A 17,376-nucleotide genomic window follows, 5' to 3' on the forward strand; every position below is an offset into this window, starting at 1 on the left:
TGTTCCGGCACCTGGTGCACACACCGATGACGGTCACTGCTAGCGTCCTCATCCCCCCACGATTGCCCGAAGCGCGGTCTGGAACAGAAGGGGAACGATCTTTGAGTCGCAAGCAGCGGAAACATCGCCGCTCACGAATGAAGGTGGGACTGGCCGCAGGCGGGGTGCTCGCGGTGGTCGCCACCGGGATAGCGGCGGTGGCTGAGGCCAACCCCTCGCCCGACTCGGCCCCGAAGGCCGCGTCGGACACCGCCCTGCAGAGCGAATTCGCCTCGGCCGCACGGGAGTTCAAGGTCCCGCAGAGCGTGCTGATGGCGGTCGCGTACCAGCAGAGCCGCTGGGACACACACGCCGGCAAGCCGAGCATGACCGGCAACTACAACGTGATGGGTCTCACGCAGGTCAGCTCCACGCAGGTGCACAAGCCGTCCACGAGCGAGCGCACGCGGGAACTGAACCTGCGGGGTGAAGAGCATCCGGGTGCGTTCCACCCGTCCAAGCACGTGCTCGCCGAGGTGGGCGCCGTGCAGACCGGTAAGCCCGCGCTGCACACGCTGGACCGTGCGGCCAAGCTCATCGGCACCGACGCCTCGTCGCTGCGCAGCGACAGGGACCAGAGCGTGCGCGGCGGGGCGGCCCTGCTCGCCGAGTACGAGCGTGCCGCGACCGGCGGCCTGCCCACCGACCCGGCGCAGTGGTCCGCGGCGGTGGCGCGGTTCAGCCAGTCACCGGACAGCCGCGGTGCGGCGCAGTTCACCGCGCGGGTCTACGCGCACATGCGGTCCGGCATCAGCCGGGTGACCGCCGACGGCCAGCGGGTCACGCTCCCGCCGCAGCCCGGCCTGAGGCCGCAGGCGACCACGGCCGCCTACTCGACCACCGGCGGCACGTCCACCGGTACCGCCACCGCCACGGACGCCAGTTACGTCACCGGCACGACGACGAGCACCAGCACCATGACCCCGGAGTGCCCCTCCGGTCTGACGTGCAACGTCGCCCCGGCCGCGTACCAGCAGACCAGCTCCACGGACAAGACGCAGTACGGCAACTACGACATCGCGAACCGCCCCACGGACGGTGACGCGATCAAGTACATCGTCATCCACGACACCGAGAGCAGCTACTCCTCGGCGGTCAGTGAGTTCCAGGACCCCACCGCCGGTGCGAGCGCTCACTACGTGGTCCGCTCCTCGGACGGCCTGGTCACGCAGATGGTGCCCACCAAGGACGTCGCCTGGCACGCGGGCAACTGGTACACCAACGAGCACTCCGTGGGCATCGAGCACGAGGGCTTCGCCCTCAAGGGCGGCAGCTGGTACACCGAGTCGGAGTACGAGTCGTCGGCCGCGCTGGTGAAGTACCTCGCGAACAAGTACGGCGTTCCGCTGGACCGCGAGCACATCATCGGCCACGACGACGTCGAGGGCCCGCTCGACGCGTACGTCTCCGGGATGCACTGGGACCCGGGCACGTACTGGGACTGGAACCACTACATGTCCCTGCTCGGCGCGCCGACGAACAGCAACCCGGCCGGGTCGCCGCTCGTCGCCGGTGAGGTGGTGCGGATCGCGCCGCCGTTCAGCACCTCGTACGAGCCGACGGTCAGCGGACAGTCGGCCCAGCCCGCCAACTTCGTGTACCTGCGTACGTCCCCGTCGAGCAGCGCCTCGCTGATCTCGAACCCGTACTTCTCCTCCGGTACGACCGTCGCCTCCGACTGGGGCGACAAGGCGGTCGCGGGGCAGGACTTCGTGGTGGCCACGCAGCAGGGTGACTGGACCGCGATCTGGTACGGCGGCAAGGAGGCGTGGTTCCACAACCCGCACGGCGCGTACACCGTCCCGGTCTCCGACACCTCCGCGTTCAAGGTGGTCACCGCCCGCGACGGCGTCTCCTCCATCCCGGTCTACGGCCGGGCCTACCCGGAGGCGAGCGCGTACCCGACCGGTCTCACCGCGAAGCCGGTGACACCGCTCACCAAGTACTCGATCCCCGCGGGTCAGGCGTACGTCGCCATCGCGCCGGAGAAGTCGAGCTACTACCGCTCGACGACGTTCGACGGCAGCTCCACGTACGACCGTACGGTCATCAGCGGCACCACCACCTACTACCCGATCCGCTTCAACCACCGTCTGGGCTACCTGAGTTCGGCCGACGTGAAGGTGGTCGCCGCGGTGCCGCCGCCGGCTGCGTCGAAGCGGCAGGACCTCATCGCCCGTGACGCGTCGGGCTACCTGTGGGAGTACCAGGGCACGGGCGGCACGGCGTCGTACCCGTTCCTGTCCCGGTACAAGATCGGCCACGGCTGGGGCACCTACACCCTCATGACGGCGATGTCCGTCTTCCACGCCGACGGCACGGGCGACCTGGTCGCGATCGACGGCTCCGGCTACCTCTGGTACTACCAGGGCAGCGGGAACCCCACGTACCCGCTCAAGAGGCGTGTGAAGGCCGGCCACGGGTGGACCGGTTACACCATCCTCGGCATGGGCGACCTGACCGGTGACGGCAAGGCCGACCTGCTGGCCCGCGACAAGTACGGGTATCTGTACGTCTACCCGGGCACCGGCGACCCCACGTCACCGATCGGATCGCGTACCAAGGTGGGCCACGGCTGGACCACCTACACCATGGTCAACAGCGGTGACGTGAACGGTGACGGCAAGCCCGACCTGCTGGCCCGCGACAAGTACGGGTATCTGTACGTCTACCCGGGCACCGGCAGCCTCACGTCGCCGTTCGGATCGCGCGTCAAGGCGGGTCACGGCTGGACCGGCTACACCATGGTCGGCGCCGGTGACCTGAACGGTGACGGCAAGCCGGACCTCGTCGCCCGCGACTCGTCCGGAGAGCTGTACCTCTACCCGGGCACCGGCAGCGAGACGGCGCCGTACAGCTCCCGGAAGGCCATCGGCGGGGGTTGGAACATCTACAACAGCCTCCTGTGACCTGATGCCCCGCGCCTCCCACCCCCGGCGAACAGCCGAGGGTGGGAGGCGAGAGGCGAGAGGCGAGAGGCGAGAGGCGGAAGGCCGAAGGCGGGGCGGGGGGCCGCGGGGCTGCCTAGACTCGCGCCATGACGACCTCAGCGATAGATCTTGCCCGTGACCTGGCTCCCACAGGGGTGCTGCGCGTCTCCATCAACCTGGGCAACCCCGTCCTTGCCCAGGGCACGCCGGACGCGCCGTCCGGAATCACCGTCGCCCTGGCCCGAGAGGTCGCCGCGCGGCTCGGACTGTCGGTCGGCTTCAGCTGCTTCGACGCCGCCCGCAAGTCGTACGCCGCGATGGCCGAGGGCCAGGCCGACCTGTGTTTTCTCGCCGTTGATCCGGCGCGCGAGAAGGACGTCGCGTTCACGACGCCGTACGTGCACATCCAGGGGGTGTACGCGGTTCCGGTCGACTCGTCGTTCGTCTCCGCGGAGGACGTCGACCGGGACGGGGTGCGCGTCGGCGTCAAGAAGGGATCCGCGTACGACCTGTACCTGACGCGCGCTCTGCGTCACGCCACAGTGGTGCGCGGCGAGGACGGCGTCGACGTCTTCCACGCCGAGGGCCTGGAGGTGGCCGCCGGCATCCGCCAGCCGCTGACCGCACATGTCGAGCGGCGGTCCGAACTGCGGCTGCTGGAACCCGCGTTCATGACGATCCGGCAGGCCATGGGCACGACCAAGGACAGGCGTCCGGAGACCGTGCGCTTCCTGAACGACACCGTGACCGAGCTGCTGTCCTCCGGCTTCGTCGCGCAGGCGCTCCGGGACTCGGGGCAGGACCCGATGCTGGCCGCGGCCGTGTAGGAGGGCGCCGGCGGGCTGCCGAGTCAGGGGAGCAAGCCCGGTTGCGGGGGCGAGTTGTTCTTTCGTCTACCCGGGTTCATCGGGGCATGCCAAAGGGGCCCGCTCAGCCTGAGTGTGGGTGGCTGGGGCCTCGGTGAGGTGGGGCGGTGTCGCGTGTGCGCATGGCCGGTGGGCTGGGTCCGGCGATCTGGTGGCCTGGCGATCTGGCGGTCTGGCGGTCTGGCGATCCTGTGGCCTGGTGGCCTGGTGGCCTGGTGGCCTGGTGATCTGGTGGCCTGATGGCCTGATGGCCTGGCGATCTGGCGGTGCGTTCCCGATCGGCGTCTTGGGGCCTGCCCGTCCGTGCGTCTGCCCTGTGTGGGGTGGTGTGCGGGCGGGCGTGTTCGTGTGCTTGGTCCTGCTGGACCTGCTGGTTCTGCTGGTTCTGCTGGTTCTGCCGGTTCCACCGGACGTGTTGGTCCTGCTGGTTCTACTGGACCTGCTGGTTCTGCTGGTCCTGCGTTCTGCTGCGGTAGGGCCGTTGGTGTTGGGTCGTACCGCTTGCTCGGACTGCCGTCGAGGAAATGCCCGTGGCTACGGCTACGACTACTCCTGCGGCTCTTGCTGTGGCTGCGGCGAGCTACTGCTCTGTCGCCAGCGCCGCGTCATCGTTCTGGTCCGCGGGGTCGTGGTGGCGGCCGCCGGGGGTGGTTCCGTGGGCCTCGGCGCTGATGCGCTGCTTCATCGTGGGCGGCAGCTTTCGCTTGAAGGCCCAGAACGGGCGGGCCGTGGTGGGAGCGGGGGCGGTCGCCGCCGAGTTGCTCGCCTCCTGGGTCTGCTGTACGGGCGTGGCCGCGGCGGCCGGGGAGGCGATGCCGAGCGCCGAGAAGAGCGCGATGAAGGCGGAGATGACGACGGTCCACAGCGTCATGACCCGGTTCTTGGTCATGGCCCCTCACTTTCAGGTTGGGCGATTTGCGTACTTTCCTCATGATGTGTATGCGGCGTCGCGAGTGTGGGAGGAGCGTCCGTGGCGCGTCGATCTTCAGATGAACACCACTCGGATGGGGGTATATCGTGTGGATTGACCGTTAAGGTGATTGATTGAGGGGCCTGCGGCAGTATGCGGAGTGCGCTCGTCCGGTTCTACTGCGCCCCGACGGAGGGGAGTTGGGGAGCAGGTACAGGTCACCGATCGATATCGGTCGGTGTGTATAGTCGGGCGCCAGAGGTCCCCTACGTGAAGAAAGACGAGGTCGCGCGGTGAAGAAGCTTCTCCTGGTCGCACTGGCCGCCATCGGCGGGCTCCTCGTGTACCGCCAGATCCAGGCGGATCGCGCCGAGCAGGATCTGTGGACGGAGGCGACCGACTCCGTGCCCACGGGTTCGTGAGTATCGACAACACTCTCTTCACATAGCCCCGGTCGCTCCACAGCGGCCGGGGCTATGTGCTGAGTGCCGTTGTGCCGATGTGTGGCGGGTTTGTGACGCGCGGCGGACAGGGGCCCGGCAGGGACGGCAGGATGGCCGTCCATGGGGAGACTCATGAGGCGGGGCGGACCTGTTGCCGTCGCTGTTGCCAGTGCTGTTGCCGTGGCCCCGGTGGTGGGCCTGTTGCCAGGTTCGTGCGGCGCGGCCGCGGCGGTCGGCACGGTCGGCACGACCACGACCACGACCGCCGACCCGTACGTGTACGGCGACGGCGCCCGTACGGTCCGCGGCGCGCACGGCGCCGGTGACGCCGCACGGCTCAGTACGGCCCGCACGTACCGCAGTTCGATCGGCGTGGGCTCGGACGGTACCGCCTACTACCGGGTCGACCTCGACGGCGCCGCCGACGCGTACGCCTCGGTCGTCGCCGTGCCCCCGCTCGGCTCCGGTGTGAAGGTGTCGTACGCCGACGGCATCACCGTGACGTTGCGGGACAGCGCGGGCCACAGCTGCGGCACCGGACGGGCGACCTTCAGCACGGGGGCGTACCCGCGGCCCGTCGCCGCGGTCGCCGAGCGCAAGATCCGGGCGGGCGCCACGCGGTGCCAGGCGGCCGGGACGTACTACCTGGTCGTGCGGCGGCAGACGGACGCCGATTCCACGCGCGAAACGTGGGGGCTCGAACTGAGCGTGGCCACCGAGCCGGGGCTCGTGACACCGGAGCCCGCCCAGGGGCCGAGCGCCTGGCCCTCCGGCTCGGCGCCGTCTCTGCGGCCGTCTCCGTCCGGCGGCGGGGCGCCGCGCGCCGGAGGCACCGGGTTCAACGATGCCGCGGCGGTGAACGGCGGGGTATGGCGGGACCGGGTGCGGCCGGGCGAGAGCCACTTCTTCCGGGTTCCGGTCGACTGGGGGCAACAGCTCTTCCTCGACGCCGGGCTCAAGGGCGCGGCGGGGGACCGGGCGCGGCGCGGGTACGTGCCGGGAGCGCTCGACGTCCAGCTGTACAACCCGGCGCGTGCGCCCGTCGCGGAGAAGGAGGCCGGGTATGCGGGGGACGCGGCATCGGCGACGTTGGACCCGCTGCCTCCGGTCGCGTACGAGAACCGGCATCTGCTCCGCACGGACCGGGCGGCCATGCGGTTCGCGGGCTGGTACTACGTCAAGGTCGGTCTCGACCCGGCCATGGCCCGGACGTTCGGGGACCGCGCGTACGACGTGACGCTGCGAGTGACCGTCCGCGGGAAGACGGGGCGGGCGCCCGACTACGTACGGGATCCGGGGCCGTTCCAGGTCACCGACGCCGACCGGCAGGCCGCGGCGCGCGGGGTGGGCGGGGCGGACTGGGGGGACCGGGGTGCCGATGACGGGTCCGGGCCCGGGTCCGGACCCGGGGGCAATGGTTCTGGTTCTGATTCTGGTTCCGCGGGGTCCATCGCCGGGCCCGGGGCCGGCCGTTCCGGGGGCGGCCGCACTTCCGCCACACCCGCCGCCACGTCGACGGGGAGCTCGGTGTCGGCCCGGATGCTGGTGGGCGTGGGCGGCATCGGGACCGGTACGGCGTTGGTGCTGTGGCTCGGAGTGTGGCGGATGGTGTCGGTGCGGCGGTTCAGGCGGCGGGTCGCGCGGCACGGGTGAGCGGGCGAGTCACGGGTGGGCCAGGGCCCAGATGCCCACGGCGAAGCAGAGCAGCGCGAGGAGGAGGACCGGGGCGGCCACCTTCGGGGGCGGCCCCGGACGGCGGGGCGCGCCCCGCTCGTCTTCCTGTTCCCCTTGTACCTCCTGGGCCCCCGATACACCTGATACACCTGGTACCCCCGATACCCCCGATACCTCCGATGCTCCCGATAAGCCCGGTGCTTCTGATATGCCCGATGCCCGTGGTACCCCCGATATGCCGGATGTCCCTGATACTCCTCGTACCGCCTGTTGCTCCTCTTCCGCCCGCTCCCCCGGCGGTGTCGGCCGTGTTGATACGAGGAGCGGCGTCGGGGCCGACGGAGTCGCTGAGGCTGTCGGGGCTGTCGGGGCTGTCGGGGCAACCGGGGGCGGCAGTGGCGCGGGAACCGGCGGCGGCGTGGTCGGTGCGGGCGGGAACGGCGGCGCCGACGGCGGGGGCGGCACCGGCGTGCCGGTGGGCGGCTCGGCGGGTATCGGCGGGTCGGCCGGGGCGGGCGGCTCCGAGGCCACCAGTGGATCGGCCGACGCAGGCGGTTCGGCGGGCGCAGGCGGTTCGGCGGGCGCAGGCGGTTCCGCGGGCGCGGGCGGATCGGCCGGCAGCGGCGGTGGACCCGGTGTCCTGGACGGCGTGGCCAAAGAAGCGGGTGGCGTGGCGTGCAGGGGACGGGCGCGGCGGCCGCGCACGGCCGGGCCGTGCGGCCCGAAGCCGGGCGGCAGCGACCCCAGGTGGTCGAAAACCTCGATCAGCTCGTCGTCCGGGCCCGGCTCGGGCAGCAGTTCGGCGGCGTCGAGCAGCGCTTTGCGCGCCCCGGTCGCCGTACGGAACCGCGCCTCCGGATCCGGCTGCAACAGCCCCGCGAGGACCGACCAGAGCGGGCCCGGGACCCCTTTCGGCGCGCCGGGCGTGCCGTGCTCGGCGAAGCGCTCGATCAGGGCGCGGTCGTCCGGCTTGGCCCCTTCGAGGAGATAGAGGGCGACGAGGCCCGCCGCGAACAGGTCGGCGGGAAAGTCGGGTTCGGCGCCGAGGGACTGCTCAGGGGCGATGTAACCGGGCGTGCCCACCACGTAGTCCGCCTCGGTCAGCCGCGGCTCGCCCTTGCGCATGGCGATGCCGAAGTCGGAGACGCGTAGATGAGGAAGGCCGGTGCCGGTCGCCTCCAGCAGCAGGTTCGCGGGTTTGATGTCGCGGTGTACGACGCCCTCGCCGTGCACGGCCGCGAGTCCGGACAGGAGCTGGTCGAGCAGAATGCTCACGAACTGCGGCGGCAACGGCCCGTAGTCGCCGACCAGATGGGCCAGCGAGCCGCCCGCGACGAGGTCCATGGTGAACAGGACCTTGTCGTCGTCGGCGGCCCAGCTCGTCGGGGCGAGGACGTGCGGGTGATCGATGCGCAGCGCCTGCTCGCGGACGAAGCGCAGCAGCGTGTGGGCGTCGCTCTGCTGCAGCACCTTGGCCGCGACGTAGCGTCTGCGGCGGTGGTCCCAGGCGCGCCAGACCGCGCCGACTCCTCCACGGCCGATCGGGTCGGCCAACTCGTACCGGCCGGCGAAGACCTCACCCATGGTCGTGCGTCGCTCCCCTCCCTGGCCCGGGACGCACCGGGCCCCTGGGCTGCTGCGCGGGGGCCCGGTGCCCGGTCAGCTCTGGTGCGCCTGGTAGTGGGCCACGGCGTCGGAGGTGCGCCCCGCGCCGTACACCCGAAGGAACTCTGCCAGCTCCGGGTGGGTGGCGGCGAGGGCGTCGGAGGCCTCGATGATCTCACCGGCCGCCGACACCGACCGCAGCAGCGACTGGATCTCCCGGACGACGCGCTTGACCGTCGGAGCACCGGAACCGGTCGATGTCTGACCGGTGTTGGTGAGCACCGAGCCACCCTGCGACTTCTTGATCTCGTCCATTCGCTCGGTGGCCTCCGCGGCGCTCACGCTCCCGTCGGCAACCTGCCCCGACAGTTCCTGCAACTGCTGCACGCGCTGCACCACAGCCGGGTTGCCGATCTTGGCGCGCTGCCCGCTCATGAGCTGTGACAGCATGGGAGCGGACAGGCCGAGCACCCCCGCGAGGCGGGCCTGGTTGAGGCCGAGATCCTCGATCAGCCGACGGAAGAGCGCCCCCAGAGGCTCCCCGTACCAGTTCCGCTGGAGCTCCCTGGCTCTGGCGGTGGCTTCCTGCTGTGCGGCGTCCATTGCGTCTCCCCATCGCTTCCCCAAGTACGGCGCTTCGCTGCCGCGAAGCACGTGGGGCATCTTACGGAGAGTGGTCGCTCACCGGGACCCCCAATCCTTTTGCGAGATCAGGGGGAGGAACCGGTACTCTGGTCTGCGGTGCTCACCCAGGAGGGGGTCCTTCTGTGGGGTGCACTGTCTTCGGGGCCTTAGCTCAGTTGGTAGAGCGCTGTCTTTGCATGGCAGATGTCAGGGGTTCGACTCCCCTAGGCTCCACCTTGAAATGCCCTCTGACCTGCGGAAACGCGGTTTCGGAGGGCATTTTTCGTGCCCACCGGTGGGCGCATCGGTGCCCACCGGAGGTGGGGGAGCCCTTGAACCCCGAGGGGTTTGCTGGATCTTGGCTCCCCCGTGGATCCCCTGGGACCTGCGAGGTGGAGGGGTGTCGGATAGGGCTTCGGCGAAGAGTCCTGCCTGTGTGTAGACGTGGACGTATACTCGCTTCATGTCCGATGCCATGATCCGAGTGCCCTCTGAGGTGCGGGACCGTCTCGCGGTCATCGCGGAGTCCCGGGGTACGTCGATCCGCTCCTTGGTGCAGGAGTTCGCGGAGACGACGCTCACGGATGAGGAACGGCGTGAGCGTGCGGAGCGGGCACGCGCCTACCTGGCGGAGCATTTCGGTGTCGAGGTGAGTGACGAGGAGAGCGCAGCGATGGGCCGCAGGTTGCGCGATGTCTTCGGGGGACAGCAGGGCCCGGCCGCGTGATCCAGCACCATCTGGTCCTGGATGCACCCACGTTGCTCGCCTTGTCGGGGAACCGGCAGGTGTCCGCGCTGGTTCACCGGGCCCACTTCGAGGCGGAGACGCGGTTGTGGGCTCCGGTGCTGTCGATTCTCGAAGCGGACGCGGAGCATCTGGGGATCGCGGAGCACGTCGGCCAGCTCGATGTCATCCACACGGTCGACCTCGACTATCCGGGCATGCTCACTGTCGCGCAGCTGCGCAGGGGCGGCGTCCCGTCCGGGATCGCGGCTGCCGTCCATGCCGTGCGTCATCTTCCCGAGTGGGGTGCGGACGCGTTGGTCGCCACAGTGGCGCCGAAGGCGTACTACGGGCGGGGTGTGCCCGTCCTCGACCTCAACCGCTGACACTTCGGCGGTTTGATCACAGCGGCCGGTCAGCGGGACTTCACGCATGCATGACGCTCCCTGCCATGGCGATCACTGTTGCTGTCCGGTGTGACGACGGGCATCGCCGTCGCACGGACAGGACGATCGGCCATGGCGGTGCTCACGGCCGGGCGCCCTGCCGACGGCGGCCTGCGCCCGCTGCGCGGCCCGGGCGCGGTCGGTCTCAACGGGGACGAAGGGGAATGAGGGCAACCAATGGGTTCAGCAGCCGGCCCGGTCAGCCGTACATCGCGACGCGGTAAAGAGCCGCAAGCGCGTTGTCGATGGGTGGGGCTGCGGCTTACCGGAGGGGTCGAGTCTGTTCCACCTCTGCAGGTTCACCGCGACCGCCATCTGCCGCTTGCCGTCGGCACGGGTCATGGCCAGTGCCCCACCACCCCAGACCGTGCCGCCATGGCCCCAGAAGGTGCCCTGACCGGGGCCCTCCATCGGGTGCAGGCCGAGTCCGTAGTCGATCGTCTTTCCCTCTTGGGAGATGACCGGGCCGGTGCGTTGCATCTGCGCCAGCGACGACGGGCTGACGATCGTTCCGGCCAGCAGCATGCCGTAGAAGCGGTTGAGGTCCGCGACGGTCGATATCAGTGAGGCCGCCGGCCGTACCCACGACATGTCGTAGACGCTGTAGTCGCGCGGCGGGTCGATCATGCCGAACCACGCCTCGTAGAGCTGCGAGTGCGGCCCGTCGACGTACGGTCCGGCGGGGAGTTCGGTGTCCCGGAGCCCGGCGCGCTCGATGATGTTCCGGGTGATGTACTGCTCGGCCGTGGTGCCGGTCACCTGTTCCAGGAGCTGGCCGAGGAGCAGGTAGTTGGTGTTGGAGTACACCCCCGGTGCACCGCCCGGGGTACCGACGGCAGGTGCGGTGACCCCCATCTCGATCAGTTCAGTGGGGTCGAACCGCGTGAGCCGGTGGTCGTCCAGGCTCTGGGGCCCGGTGCCGGCGAGGGCGGGGAACGCCTTGAGGGAGGGGTAGGCGTACGGGAGATACTCGGCGAGTCCGCTGGTGTGGTTGATCAGCATCCGGACCGTGATCGTGTCACCGCGTTCTCCGGGAACCAGGTTCGGAAGGTACCGGCCGATCGGTGCGTCGAGTCCGATCTGACCGCTCTCGACCTGCTGCAGAACCGCTGCGGCCGTGAAGGTCTTCGTGATGCTGCAGACCCGGTGCCTCATGTCGGCGGTGATGGGACGGCCGGTGGCGACATCGGCGACTCCGGCGGCGCCGCGCCAGACCCGGTCGCCGTCACGCACCTCGGCGAACAGGCCCGGCATCCCGGCGCGGTGGACGTTTTCCACGGCGGCATCCAGCGCCGCGGAATCCAGTGAGTTCCTCACGGCATGCGTCCTTTCGCATCGCTCGGGGTGGGCTCCACATCGGTCGCCCGAGCCGGGTGACAAGGCACGCGTGGCACGCCGACCCGCCTGCTGCCGGGTCGCTCGTCACGCTCATGTCCTCATTATGCACGCAGTGCGTGCAACACCAAGTGCATGAGTTAGGCTGAGTCCGACGAGAGGGGCGAAATGGCAGGTCGAAGGCGTTGGTCGTCCGAGGAGATCCTGGACGCGGCAGCAGAGTTGCTGCGCATGAGCGACACCGAGTCGTTCAGCGTGCGTCGGCTCGCCGCGACCCTTGGGACCGACTCCTCCAGCCTCTACCGGCACTTCCGCAGCAAGACCGAACTGCTGCGCGCGGTCGCCGACCGGATCCTCCTGGCTTCCATGGACGGCTACCGCGCCGAGGGCGACTGGAAGCAGCGCATCACCGCCCTGGCCCTGCGCGTGAGGGATGCGTTCGGTCAGCAGCCCGAGCTCGCCGCGGTCTGGGGACGGTACGCGTCAGGCGGCGCCGGTTCCCGGCGGGTCATGGAAGAGGTGCTGCAGGCCCTGCGCGCGTCGGGACTGCCTGATGAGGAGATCCCGGCGCGCTATCACCGGCTCGCGGTCCTCATCGCCGCGCTGATCGCCTCCGAGGCCGGAGTCAGCACCATCACCCCGGAAGAGTACGAACAGGGTATGGAGCTGTTCCGCGTCGCGGTACTCGGCGCCGACCCGGAACGCTTTCCCGCCCTCGCCCACTTCGCCCGCGACGTCCGCCCCCTCGGGGCGGATCGCCGCGCCGCGTTCGAAGAGATCCTCGCCGCCCACCTCGCTCACATCGAGGCCGCGATCTGCCCGAACTAGTCGACCGGCTCGTGGGTGTACCGCAAGAATGTGGCTCGCACCCGACCAGTTCGCTCGGCGGTACCACTACGTGATCGCGAGCAATGGCGCCGACCTGGCGTGCCCCCTGACCGGCGGTTGGAGGTCAGCGCACCCAGTCCTTGAGAGGTGCGGTGTCCAGGGCGAAGCCGACGGGGGCGGGGACTTCGATGGTCTTGCCGAACGGACGGCGCAGGATCTTGGTGTACGAACCGGCGTCGGGCTCGCTGTAGACGAGGGTCTCGCACGTGTCGCGGTCGACGAGCAGGTACACCGGGATGCCGGTCTCGGCGTAGGCGGCGGGCTTTTCCTCCCGGTCACGCTTGTCGGTGTCGGTGTCGTAGGAGGTGACCTCGACGATCATCTGGACCTGGTCGGGGTGGGCCCATTCGCCCTGGCCGGCGAAGGCGCCTTCGGGGGCCAGGGCGCCGTCGGGCTTGGCGTTGCCGTTGCGGTAGGTCTGGATCTTCAGGCCGCGTTCGGGGTAGAGCCACAGGTCGGGGCGGTGCTGCATGCAGCGCTGCATGAGCCAGCGGATGATCTCGTCGTGGTCGCCGTCGGGCACAGCCTTGACCCCCAGCCTGCCGTGGATGAACTCCATACGGACGCCCTCGCGCTCGGCGGCTGCGGCGATGCGCTCGAACTCCTCGGCCTGCATCTGCGGCCGGTGTTCCATAACCGTCACCAAGCACCTCCTGGCCTCCAGCTTAGGCGGGGAACGAGAGGTGTGGTGGACTACCGTGATTCGGTTCCGATCCGTGCGAGAACGGGTTGAGTGTGAGTTTGCGCGAATCGCGCACGATAGGTGCCGGAGTGCAGTGCTGAGGCGTCCCGTAAGGAGCTTGGGGTTGCTTATGCAATCGGTTCTTAGGGTGTGCCCACCAGGGGGCACATCGCGTCGGGGTGGCGGGATCGAGCCGGATCGAGCGGGATGGAAACGGGTGGGGAAGTCCGATCCTCGCGCAAAGACTGGGTAAAGACGCAGGTCGGGGCGGTGCTCGTTTCGGGTTCAACTCCCCTGCGCTCCACCTTGAAATGCCCTCTGACCTGCGGAAACGCGCTTTCGGAGGGCATTTCTCGTGCCCACTGGTGGGTGCATCGGTGCCCACTGGGAGTAGTAGAGGCCCATGATTCCGGGGGTCTGCTCGGCTGTCTTCTCCCGCGGCGATCCCTGGGTCCTGCCGCTGCGGTAGTCATGATGAATCCCAGTGATCCGAAATCTGTCGAAGTAGGCTTAGACGAAATCTGTCACAGTCGATATGTGGGAGGTCCAGTGGAGACGGGACTGCTGGCCAAGCCGGCCGACGTGGTGGACCGGGACCGCGAGTGGGGGCTGCTCGCGGAATTTCTTGCTGATCCTGATCCGGCGATGCGGCTGGGCATCGTGTCGGGGCGGCGCCGACATGGGAAGTCGTATCTTCTGCAGGCGCTGTCCGAGCAGGTCGGCGGTCTGTATGTCACGGCGGTCCGGGAGGAGGGGAGGCTGCCTGCGATCCAGCGGTTCAGTGACGCGGTCGCGGCCCACGCAGGTCTACGGTCAGGGAGTCTGCGGCTGACTGACTGGCGGGATGTGCTGTCCAACGCTCTTGATGTGACGGCTCGTTCACGACATCCGCTGCTGGTGATCGACGAGCTGCCGTATCTCCTTCAGCACTCGCCCGAGATCCCGGGACTGCTTCAGCAGCTCTACGACGAGCGTCAGCGCGGTGTCCGCCCGGGTGCTGGGCCGGGCCCGCGGCTCATCCTGTGCGGCTCCGCGATGAGTGTCATGCACGAACTGCTCTCCGGGACGAAGCCGCTGCGGGGGAGGGCCGTGGTCGATCTGCGGCTGGGGGCTTTCGGCTATCGGGACAGCCGGGCCTTCTGGCAGATCGCCGACCCGTTGACCGCGCTGAAGGTGCACGCGGTACTGGGAGGGGCCCCCGGCTATCGGCCGGTGGCCGCCCGCCCGCATCCGGACGACGGGTTCGACGCCTGGCTCGCCCGCACCCTGCTCGACCCGGGGCGGGCGGTGTACTCGCGTACCGAGACCGAGTACCTGCTGCGCGAGGACCCGCGGATCACGCAGCACACGCTGTACTACGACATCCTCACCGCCATCGCCCGAGGCGCCACGACGCCCAGCAAGATCGGTGCGGCCCTTGAGCGTCCGCGCAACGCCGTCGCCCACCCGCTCGGCGTGCTGGAGTCCACCGGCTACATCCGGCGCGAGCAGGACATCCTGCGTACCCGGCATCCGGTCATCACGCTCGCCGACCCGGTCATCCGCTTCAACCAGCTGATCACCCTCCCGCAGGCCGCCGCCGTGGAGCAGGGCTTTGCCGAGCAGGTGTGGCAGCAGGCCGCCCCGACCTTCAACTCCAAGATCCTCGGCCCGCACTTCGAGGACCTGGCCCGCGACTTCACCCGCCGCTACGCGCACGCCTTCCTGCCCGGCGGACTGCCCGGTCCCGTCGGCACCACCGAGGTCGCCGACCCGCAGGCCCGGACGAAACACGAGGTCGACGTCATCGCCCTGGCCGCCGGCGAACGCCCGCAGGCCCCGCGCGGGAGCATCGCGCTCCTGGGAGAGGCCAAGGCGACCGCCGCCCGCCGGGGAACCGGCGACCTGCAACGCCTGGAACGCATCCGGGCCTTGCTCACCGACCAGGGGTACGACACCACCGGCACCACGCTGGCCCTGTACTCCCTGCACGGCTTCCACCCCGACCTGATCGAACTGGCCGATCGCCGTGACGACCTTCTCCTGGTCGACCTGCCCACCCTCTACGGGGTGTGAATCCACAGCTCTGACAGTCCGCCGCCGCCGGCGCCTGCGCCCCTGCCCAGAGCAGGCGCGAGCAATTGTCAATTCCTGTGGATCACCGTGGGGAGCCTCAAGTGGCCCGCAGCCGTTGATCGAGGACTGCGAAGTCTTCGTTGGTGAGGCCGCGGGACGACGCGATGCGGTGGAGGAAGGCCGGGGCGGGGTGGTGGGTAGACACTCAGTCAGTCCCGATCGGCGTCGGTGATCTCGTCGTCGACCCAGATGAACGGGCGTCCGTCCGCCATGCCGCCAGGGTTCGGGTCATCCAGTGGAGCCCGAACCTCTGGTCCTCGCGTTCATGCGCGTCGGAGGGTTCCGGCCAGTGCACGACCGGCAGGGGGGTGCCTCTCTGTCTTTCGTCAAGGCGTCCCTGTCGGGTTTGGTGTGGTTCGGGGGTGCTGGGGTTATGCGGCGAGCTCGACGTTCTTCGGCGTTCGGGATTCGTAGAAGGTGCCGTCGCGGAGCATGGCGAACAGGACGAAGGTCCCGCCCGCCCCCTCGAGTCGGGCGGAGCCCCACACGGCGACGAGGCCCTTCCCGCGGACAGCGAGACCTCTCCCCTCATACGTGCGCCCGCATCAAGTCGTGCGGTTGCGGCACCGAGGGCCGGATGGACGACGGTCAGGGCCGGGCGACCAGGCTGATGTCGTCGCACCAGCCGGAGCCCGCGCCGGTGCGGACGTGGCAGCGCACCGGCGCCGTCGTGTTGGTCGGACCGGTCGTCGAGAACTCCGCGGGCCGCCCGGCCGGGCGGTCGTCCTGCCCAACGGACGCCGAGTGCAACCGGGTGCGGGGGCCAACGCACTGATACGGGTGAGACCGCCTGTACCGACGGGCGGGGAGAGGGGCGGGGATGGCGCGGGACGAAGCGGCACTGCACGCCTTCGTCGAGGCCAGACGGGGGGTGTTGTTCCGGAGCGCCTATCTGCTGTGCGGCGATCGGGACGAGGCCGACGACCTCGTCCAGACGACGCTGGTGAAGGTGGTGCTCGGCTGGCGGCGGTTGCAGCGGCTGGACAACGTCGAGGCATATGCGAAGAAGACTCTCGTCAACACCTTCATCGCCTCCCGGCGGCGCTTTTGGCGGCGCGAGCAGGCGTGCGGCGAGTTGCCCGACCGCCCGGCTCCGGACGCGGAGTTCGAGCTCGCTCTGGTCGTGCGGCAGGTGCTGGCGGATCTCACCCCCAAGCAGCGCGCGGTGCTGGTGCTGCGGTTCTGGGAGGACATGAGCGTAGAGGAAACAGCCCGGATCTTGGGACTGCGGCAGAACACGGTCAAGAGCCACACGGCTCGGGGACTGGCGGCGCTGCGCGCCGTGGTGCAGGAGGAGCTCGTATGAGCGCGTACGACGAGGAGAACTCGGCGGTCAAAGGACTGCTTGAGCGGGCCGTGGCGGACGTCGCCCGGCCCTACCGGAACAGTGAGGAGATCTTTATGCAGGCCAGGCGCAGGAGTTGGCGTAGACGTGCCGCCATGACCGGGGCGGCGGCCGCCGCGGTCGCGGCCGTCTCGGCGATGGTCCCGGCGCTCGCCTCCGGCCGGAGCGAGGAGCCGGCCGCGGCTCCCACGGCGTCCGTGCAGGCGTCGACGGGCCTCGTGGGCCTGCTTCCCACCGGTATCGGCGAGGTGAAGCAGGTGCCGTTGATCCAACTGGTCAAGGGGGTGTCGGGCCAGGAGCCCAAGCCGCACGGCCCGTACGACGGAGCCTATGCGGTGCGCAAGGACGGCGGCGTGGGGCTGCTGGAGAGCCGCACGGCCTCCAGCAAGCAGACGGCGACGAAGGGTAGCGCCCACAACGCCAAGGAGGTGTGCGCGAGCCTGGAGAGTACGCCGGGCCTGGCCAAGGGATGCACGGCGGAGGCCGTGACCGGTGGAGGGTCACTCGCCGTGTGGTACCAGCCGAACGCGGAAGCGGGTGGCTCCATCGACTGGAGCGGCGAGTACGACGCGAGACTGTTCCTGCCCGACGGACGGTCGGTCCACGTACGAAATGTCGCCGGGTGGACCGGGACTGGTTCGCTGGGTGCACCGCTTGCCGCTCCACCGCTGACGAGGAATCAGTTGCACGAAGTGATGCTGCGGATGACCCGCTAGCTGTACAACATGCCAGAGCCCCGGTCAGTGATCA

The 17,376-nt window shown here is 69.6% G+C and carries 14 protein-coding genes, 1 tRNA gene and 2 pseudogenes; 11 read left to right on the top strand and 6 right to left on the bottom strand.

Features of this window, described 5'->3' with window-relative positions; all coding sequences use genetic code 11:
* Window positions 1-137: 137 nt before the first annotated feature.
* Together OFY01_RS29160 and OFY01_RS29165 are read left to right on the top strand one after the other, a co-directional pair.
* On the top strand, window positions 138-2,948 hold the full coding sequence (locus OFY01_RS29160; protein WP_407700451.1) for an N-acetylmuramoyl-L-alanine amidase: 2,811 nt from the start codon (window positions 138-140) through the stop codon (window positions 2,946-2,948).
* 128 nt (window positions 2,949-3,076) lie between these two features.
* Complete coding sequence (locus tag OFY01_RS29165; RefSeq protein ID WP_266604958.1) at window positions 3,077-3,796, top strand: transporter substrate-binding domain-containing protein; 720 nt, start codon at window positions 3,077-3,079, stop codon at window positions 3,794-3,796.
* Window positions 3,797-4,415: 619 nt separating this feature from the next.
* On the opposite strand, the gene OFY01_RS29170 is transcribed toward OFY01_RS29165, so the two are convergent.
* Window positions 4,416-4,724, bottom strand: coding sequence for a DUF6344 domain-containing protein (locus tag OFY01_RS29170; RefSeq protein ID WP_266604960.1), 309 nt, complete (start codon window positions 4,722-4,724; stop codon window positions 4,416-4,418).
* A gap of 314 nt (window positions 4,725-5,038) precedes the next feature.
* Between OFY01_RS29170 and OFY01_RS29175 the strand changes: the two genes are divergently transcribed.
* Window positions 5,039-5,167, top strand: a complete 129-nt coding sequence (locus OFY01_RS29175; RefSeq protein ID WP_003999697.1) for a DLW-39 family protein — start codon at window positions 5,039-5,041, stop codon at window positions 5,165-5,167.
* Between the two features lie 222 nt (window positions 5,168-5,389).
* Window positions 5,390-6,841 carry a hypothetical protein gene (locus OFY01_RS29180; RefSeq protein WP_266604962.1) on the top strand — a complete coding sequence of 484 codons (1,452 nt, stop codon included), beginning with the start codon at window positions 5,390-5,392 and terminating at the stop codon, window positions 6,839-6,841.
* 9 nt (window positions 6,842-6,850) lie between these two features.
* Here OFY01_RS29180 and OFY01_RS29185 read toward each other — a convergent pair whose 3' ends face one another.
* The gene (locus tag OFY01_RS29185) at window positions 6,851-8,446 is read right to left on the bottom strand and encodes a serine/threonine-protein kinase (protein ID WP_266604963.1); all 1,596 of its coding nucleotides are present in this window, start codon (window positions 8,444-8,446) and stop codon (window positions 6,851-6,853) included.
* Window positions 8,447-8,521: 75 nt separating this feature from the next.
* Window positions 8,522-9,070: a helix-turn-helix domain-containing protein gene (locus OFY01_RS29190; protein ID WP_266604965.1), complete on the bottom strand. Its 549-nt coding sequence runs from the start codon at window positions 9,068-9,070 to the stop codon at window positions 8,522-8,524.
* A gap of 182 nt (window positions 9,071-9,252) precedes the next feature.
* Here OFY01_RS29190 and OFY01_RS29195 point away from each other — a divergent pair.
* The 3 genes from OFY01_RS29195 (at window position 9,253) to OFY01_RS29205 (ending at window position 10,201) form a co-directional block, all read left to right on the top strand.
* Window positions 9,253-9,325: transfer RNA gene (locus OFY01_RS29195), tRNA-Ala, on the top strand.
* Between the two features lie 229 nt (window positions 9,326-9,554).
* Window positions 9,555-9,818 carry a hypothetical protein gene (locus tag OFY01_RS29200; RefSeq protein ID WP_266604967.1) on the top strand — a complete coding sequence of 88 codons (264 nt, stop codon included), beginning with the start codon at window positions 9,555-9,557 and terminating at the stop codon, window positions 9,816-9,818.
* Between the two features lie 59 nt (window positions 9,819-9,877).
* A complete protein-coding gene (locus OFY01_RS29205; RefSeq protein WP_266604969.1) occupies window positions 9,878-10,201 on the top strand; it encodes a PIN domain-containing protein in 324 nt (107 codons plus the stop codon).
* A 259-nt stretch (window positions 10,202-10,460) separates the two neighbouring features.
* Here the strand turns inward: OFY01_RS29205 and OFY01_RS29210 are convergent.
* Window positions 10,461-11,578 (bottom strand): annotated as a pseudogene (locus OFY01_RS29210) (serine hydrolase domain-containing protein).
* A gap of 186 nt (window positions 11,579-11,764) precedes the next feature.
* Between OFY01_RS29210 and OFY01_RS29215 the strand changes: the two are divergent.
* A complete protein-coding gene (locus tag OFY01_RS29215; protein ID WP_266604971.1) occupies window positions 11,765-12,424 on the top strand; it encodes a TetR/AcrR family transcriptional regulator in 660 nt (219 codons plus the stop codon).
* A 124-nt stretch (window positions 12,425-12,548) separates the two neighbouring features.
* Here OFY01_RS29215 and OFY01_RS29220 read toward each other — a convergent pair whose 3' ends face one another.
* Window positions 12,549-13,118, bottom strand: a complete 570-nt coding sequence (locus OFY01_RS29220) for a Uma2 family endonuclease (protein ID WP_266605030.1) — start codon at window positions 13,116-13,118, stop codon at window positions 12,549-12,551.
* Window positions 13,119-13,715: 597 nt separating this feature from the next.
* Between OFY01_RS29220 and OFY01_RS29225 the strand changes: the two genes are divergently transcribed.
* Window positions 13,716-15,221, top strand: coding sequence for an AAA family ATPase (locus tag OFY01_RS29225; protein WP_266605032.1), 1,506 nt, complete (start codon window positions 13,716-13,718; stop codon window positions 15,219-15,221).
* Between the two features lie 97 nt (window positions 15,222-15,318).
* On the opposite strand, the pseudogene OFY01_RS29230 reads toward OFY01_RS29225, so the two are convergent.
* Window positions 15,319-15,588 (bottom strand): annotated as a pseudogene (locus OFY01_RS29230) (HAD domain-containing protein); the annotation flags it as partial.
* Window positions 15,589-16,101: 513 nt separating this feature from the next.
* Here OFY01_RS29230 and OFY01_RS29235 point away from each other — a divergent pair.
* Both OFY01_RS29235 and OFY01_RS29240 read left to right on the top strand, forming a co-directional pair.
* Window positions 16,102-16,587, top strand: a complete 486-nt coding sequence (locus tag OFY01_RS29235) for a SigE family RNA polymerase sigma factor (protein ID WP_266604973.1) — start codon at window positions 16,102-16,104, stop codon at window positions 16,585-16,587.
* Window positions 16,584-17,342, top strand: coding sequence for a hypothetical protein (locus OFY01_RS29240; RefSeq protein WP_266604975.1), 759 nt, complete (start codon window positions 16,584-16,586; stop codon window positions 17,340-17,342). The genes OFY01_RS29235 and OFY01_RS29240 overlap by 4 nt, the downstream gene beginning before the upstream one ends.
* Window positions 17,343-17,376: the final 34 nt, after the last annotated feature.

This window comes from Streptomyces beihaiensis (genome assembly GCF_026274175.1).
In the GTDB taxonomy this organism is placed as follows: domain Bacteria; phylum Actinomycetota; class Actinomycetes; order Streptomycetales; family Streptomycetaceae; genus Streptomyces; species Streptomyces beihaiensis.

Excerpts from the sequence above, each read along its gene's own strand:
- OFY01_RS29160 (WP_407700451.1), top strand. The coding sequence starts at position 138 with ATGAAGGTGGGACTGGCCGCAGGCGGGGTGCTCGCGGTGGTCGCCACC.
- OFY01_RS29240 (WP_266604975.1), top strand. The coding sequence starts at position 16,584 with ATGAGCGCGTACGACGAGGAGAACTCGGCGGTCAAAGGACTGCTTGAG.
- OFY01_RS29200 (WP_266604967.1), top strand. The coding sequence starts at position 9,555 with ATGTCCGATGCCATGATCCGAGTGCCCTCTGAGGTGCGGGACCGTCTC.
- OFY01_RS29190 (WP_266604965.1), bottom strand. The coding sequence starts at position 9,070 with ATGGACGCCGCACAGCAGGAAGCCACCGCCAGAGCCAGGGAGCTCCAG.
- OFY01_RS29165 (WP_266604958.1), top strand. The coding sequence starts at position 3,077 with ATGACGACCTCAGCGATAGATCTTGCCCGTGACCTGGCTCCCACAGGG.
- OFY01_RS29170 (WP_266604960.1), bottom strand. The coding sequence starts at position 4,724 with ATGACCAAGAACCGGGTCATGACGCTGTGGACCGTCGTCATCTCCGCC.
- OFY01_RS29235 (WP_266604973.1), top strand. The coding sequence starts at position 16,102 with ATGGCGCGGGACGAAGCGGCACTGCACGCCTTCGTCGAGGCCAGACGG.
- OFY01_RS29185 (WP_266604963.1), bottom strand. The coding sequence starts at position 8,446 with ATGGGTGAGGTCTTCGCCGGCCGGTACGAGTTGGCCGACCCGATCGGC.
- OFY01_RS29220 (WP_266605030.1), bottom strand. The coding sequence starts at position 13,118 with ATGGAACACCGGCCGCAGATGCAGGCCGAGGAGTTCGAGCGCATCGCC.
- OFY01_RS29215 (WP_266604971.1), top strand. The coding sequence starts at position 11,765 with ATGGCAGGTCGAAGGCGTTGGTCGTCCGAGGAGATCCTGGACGCGGCA.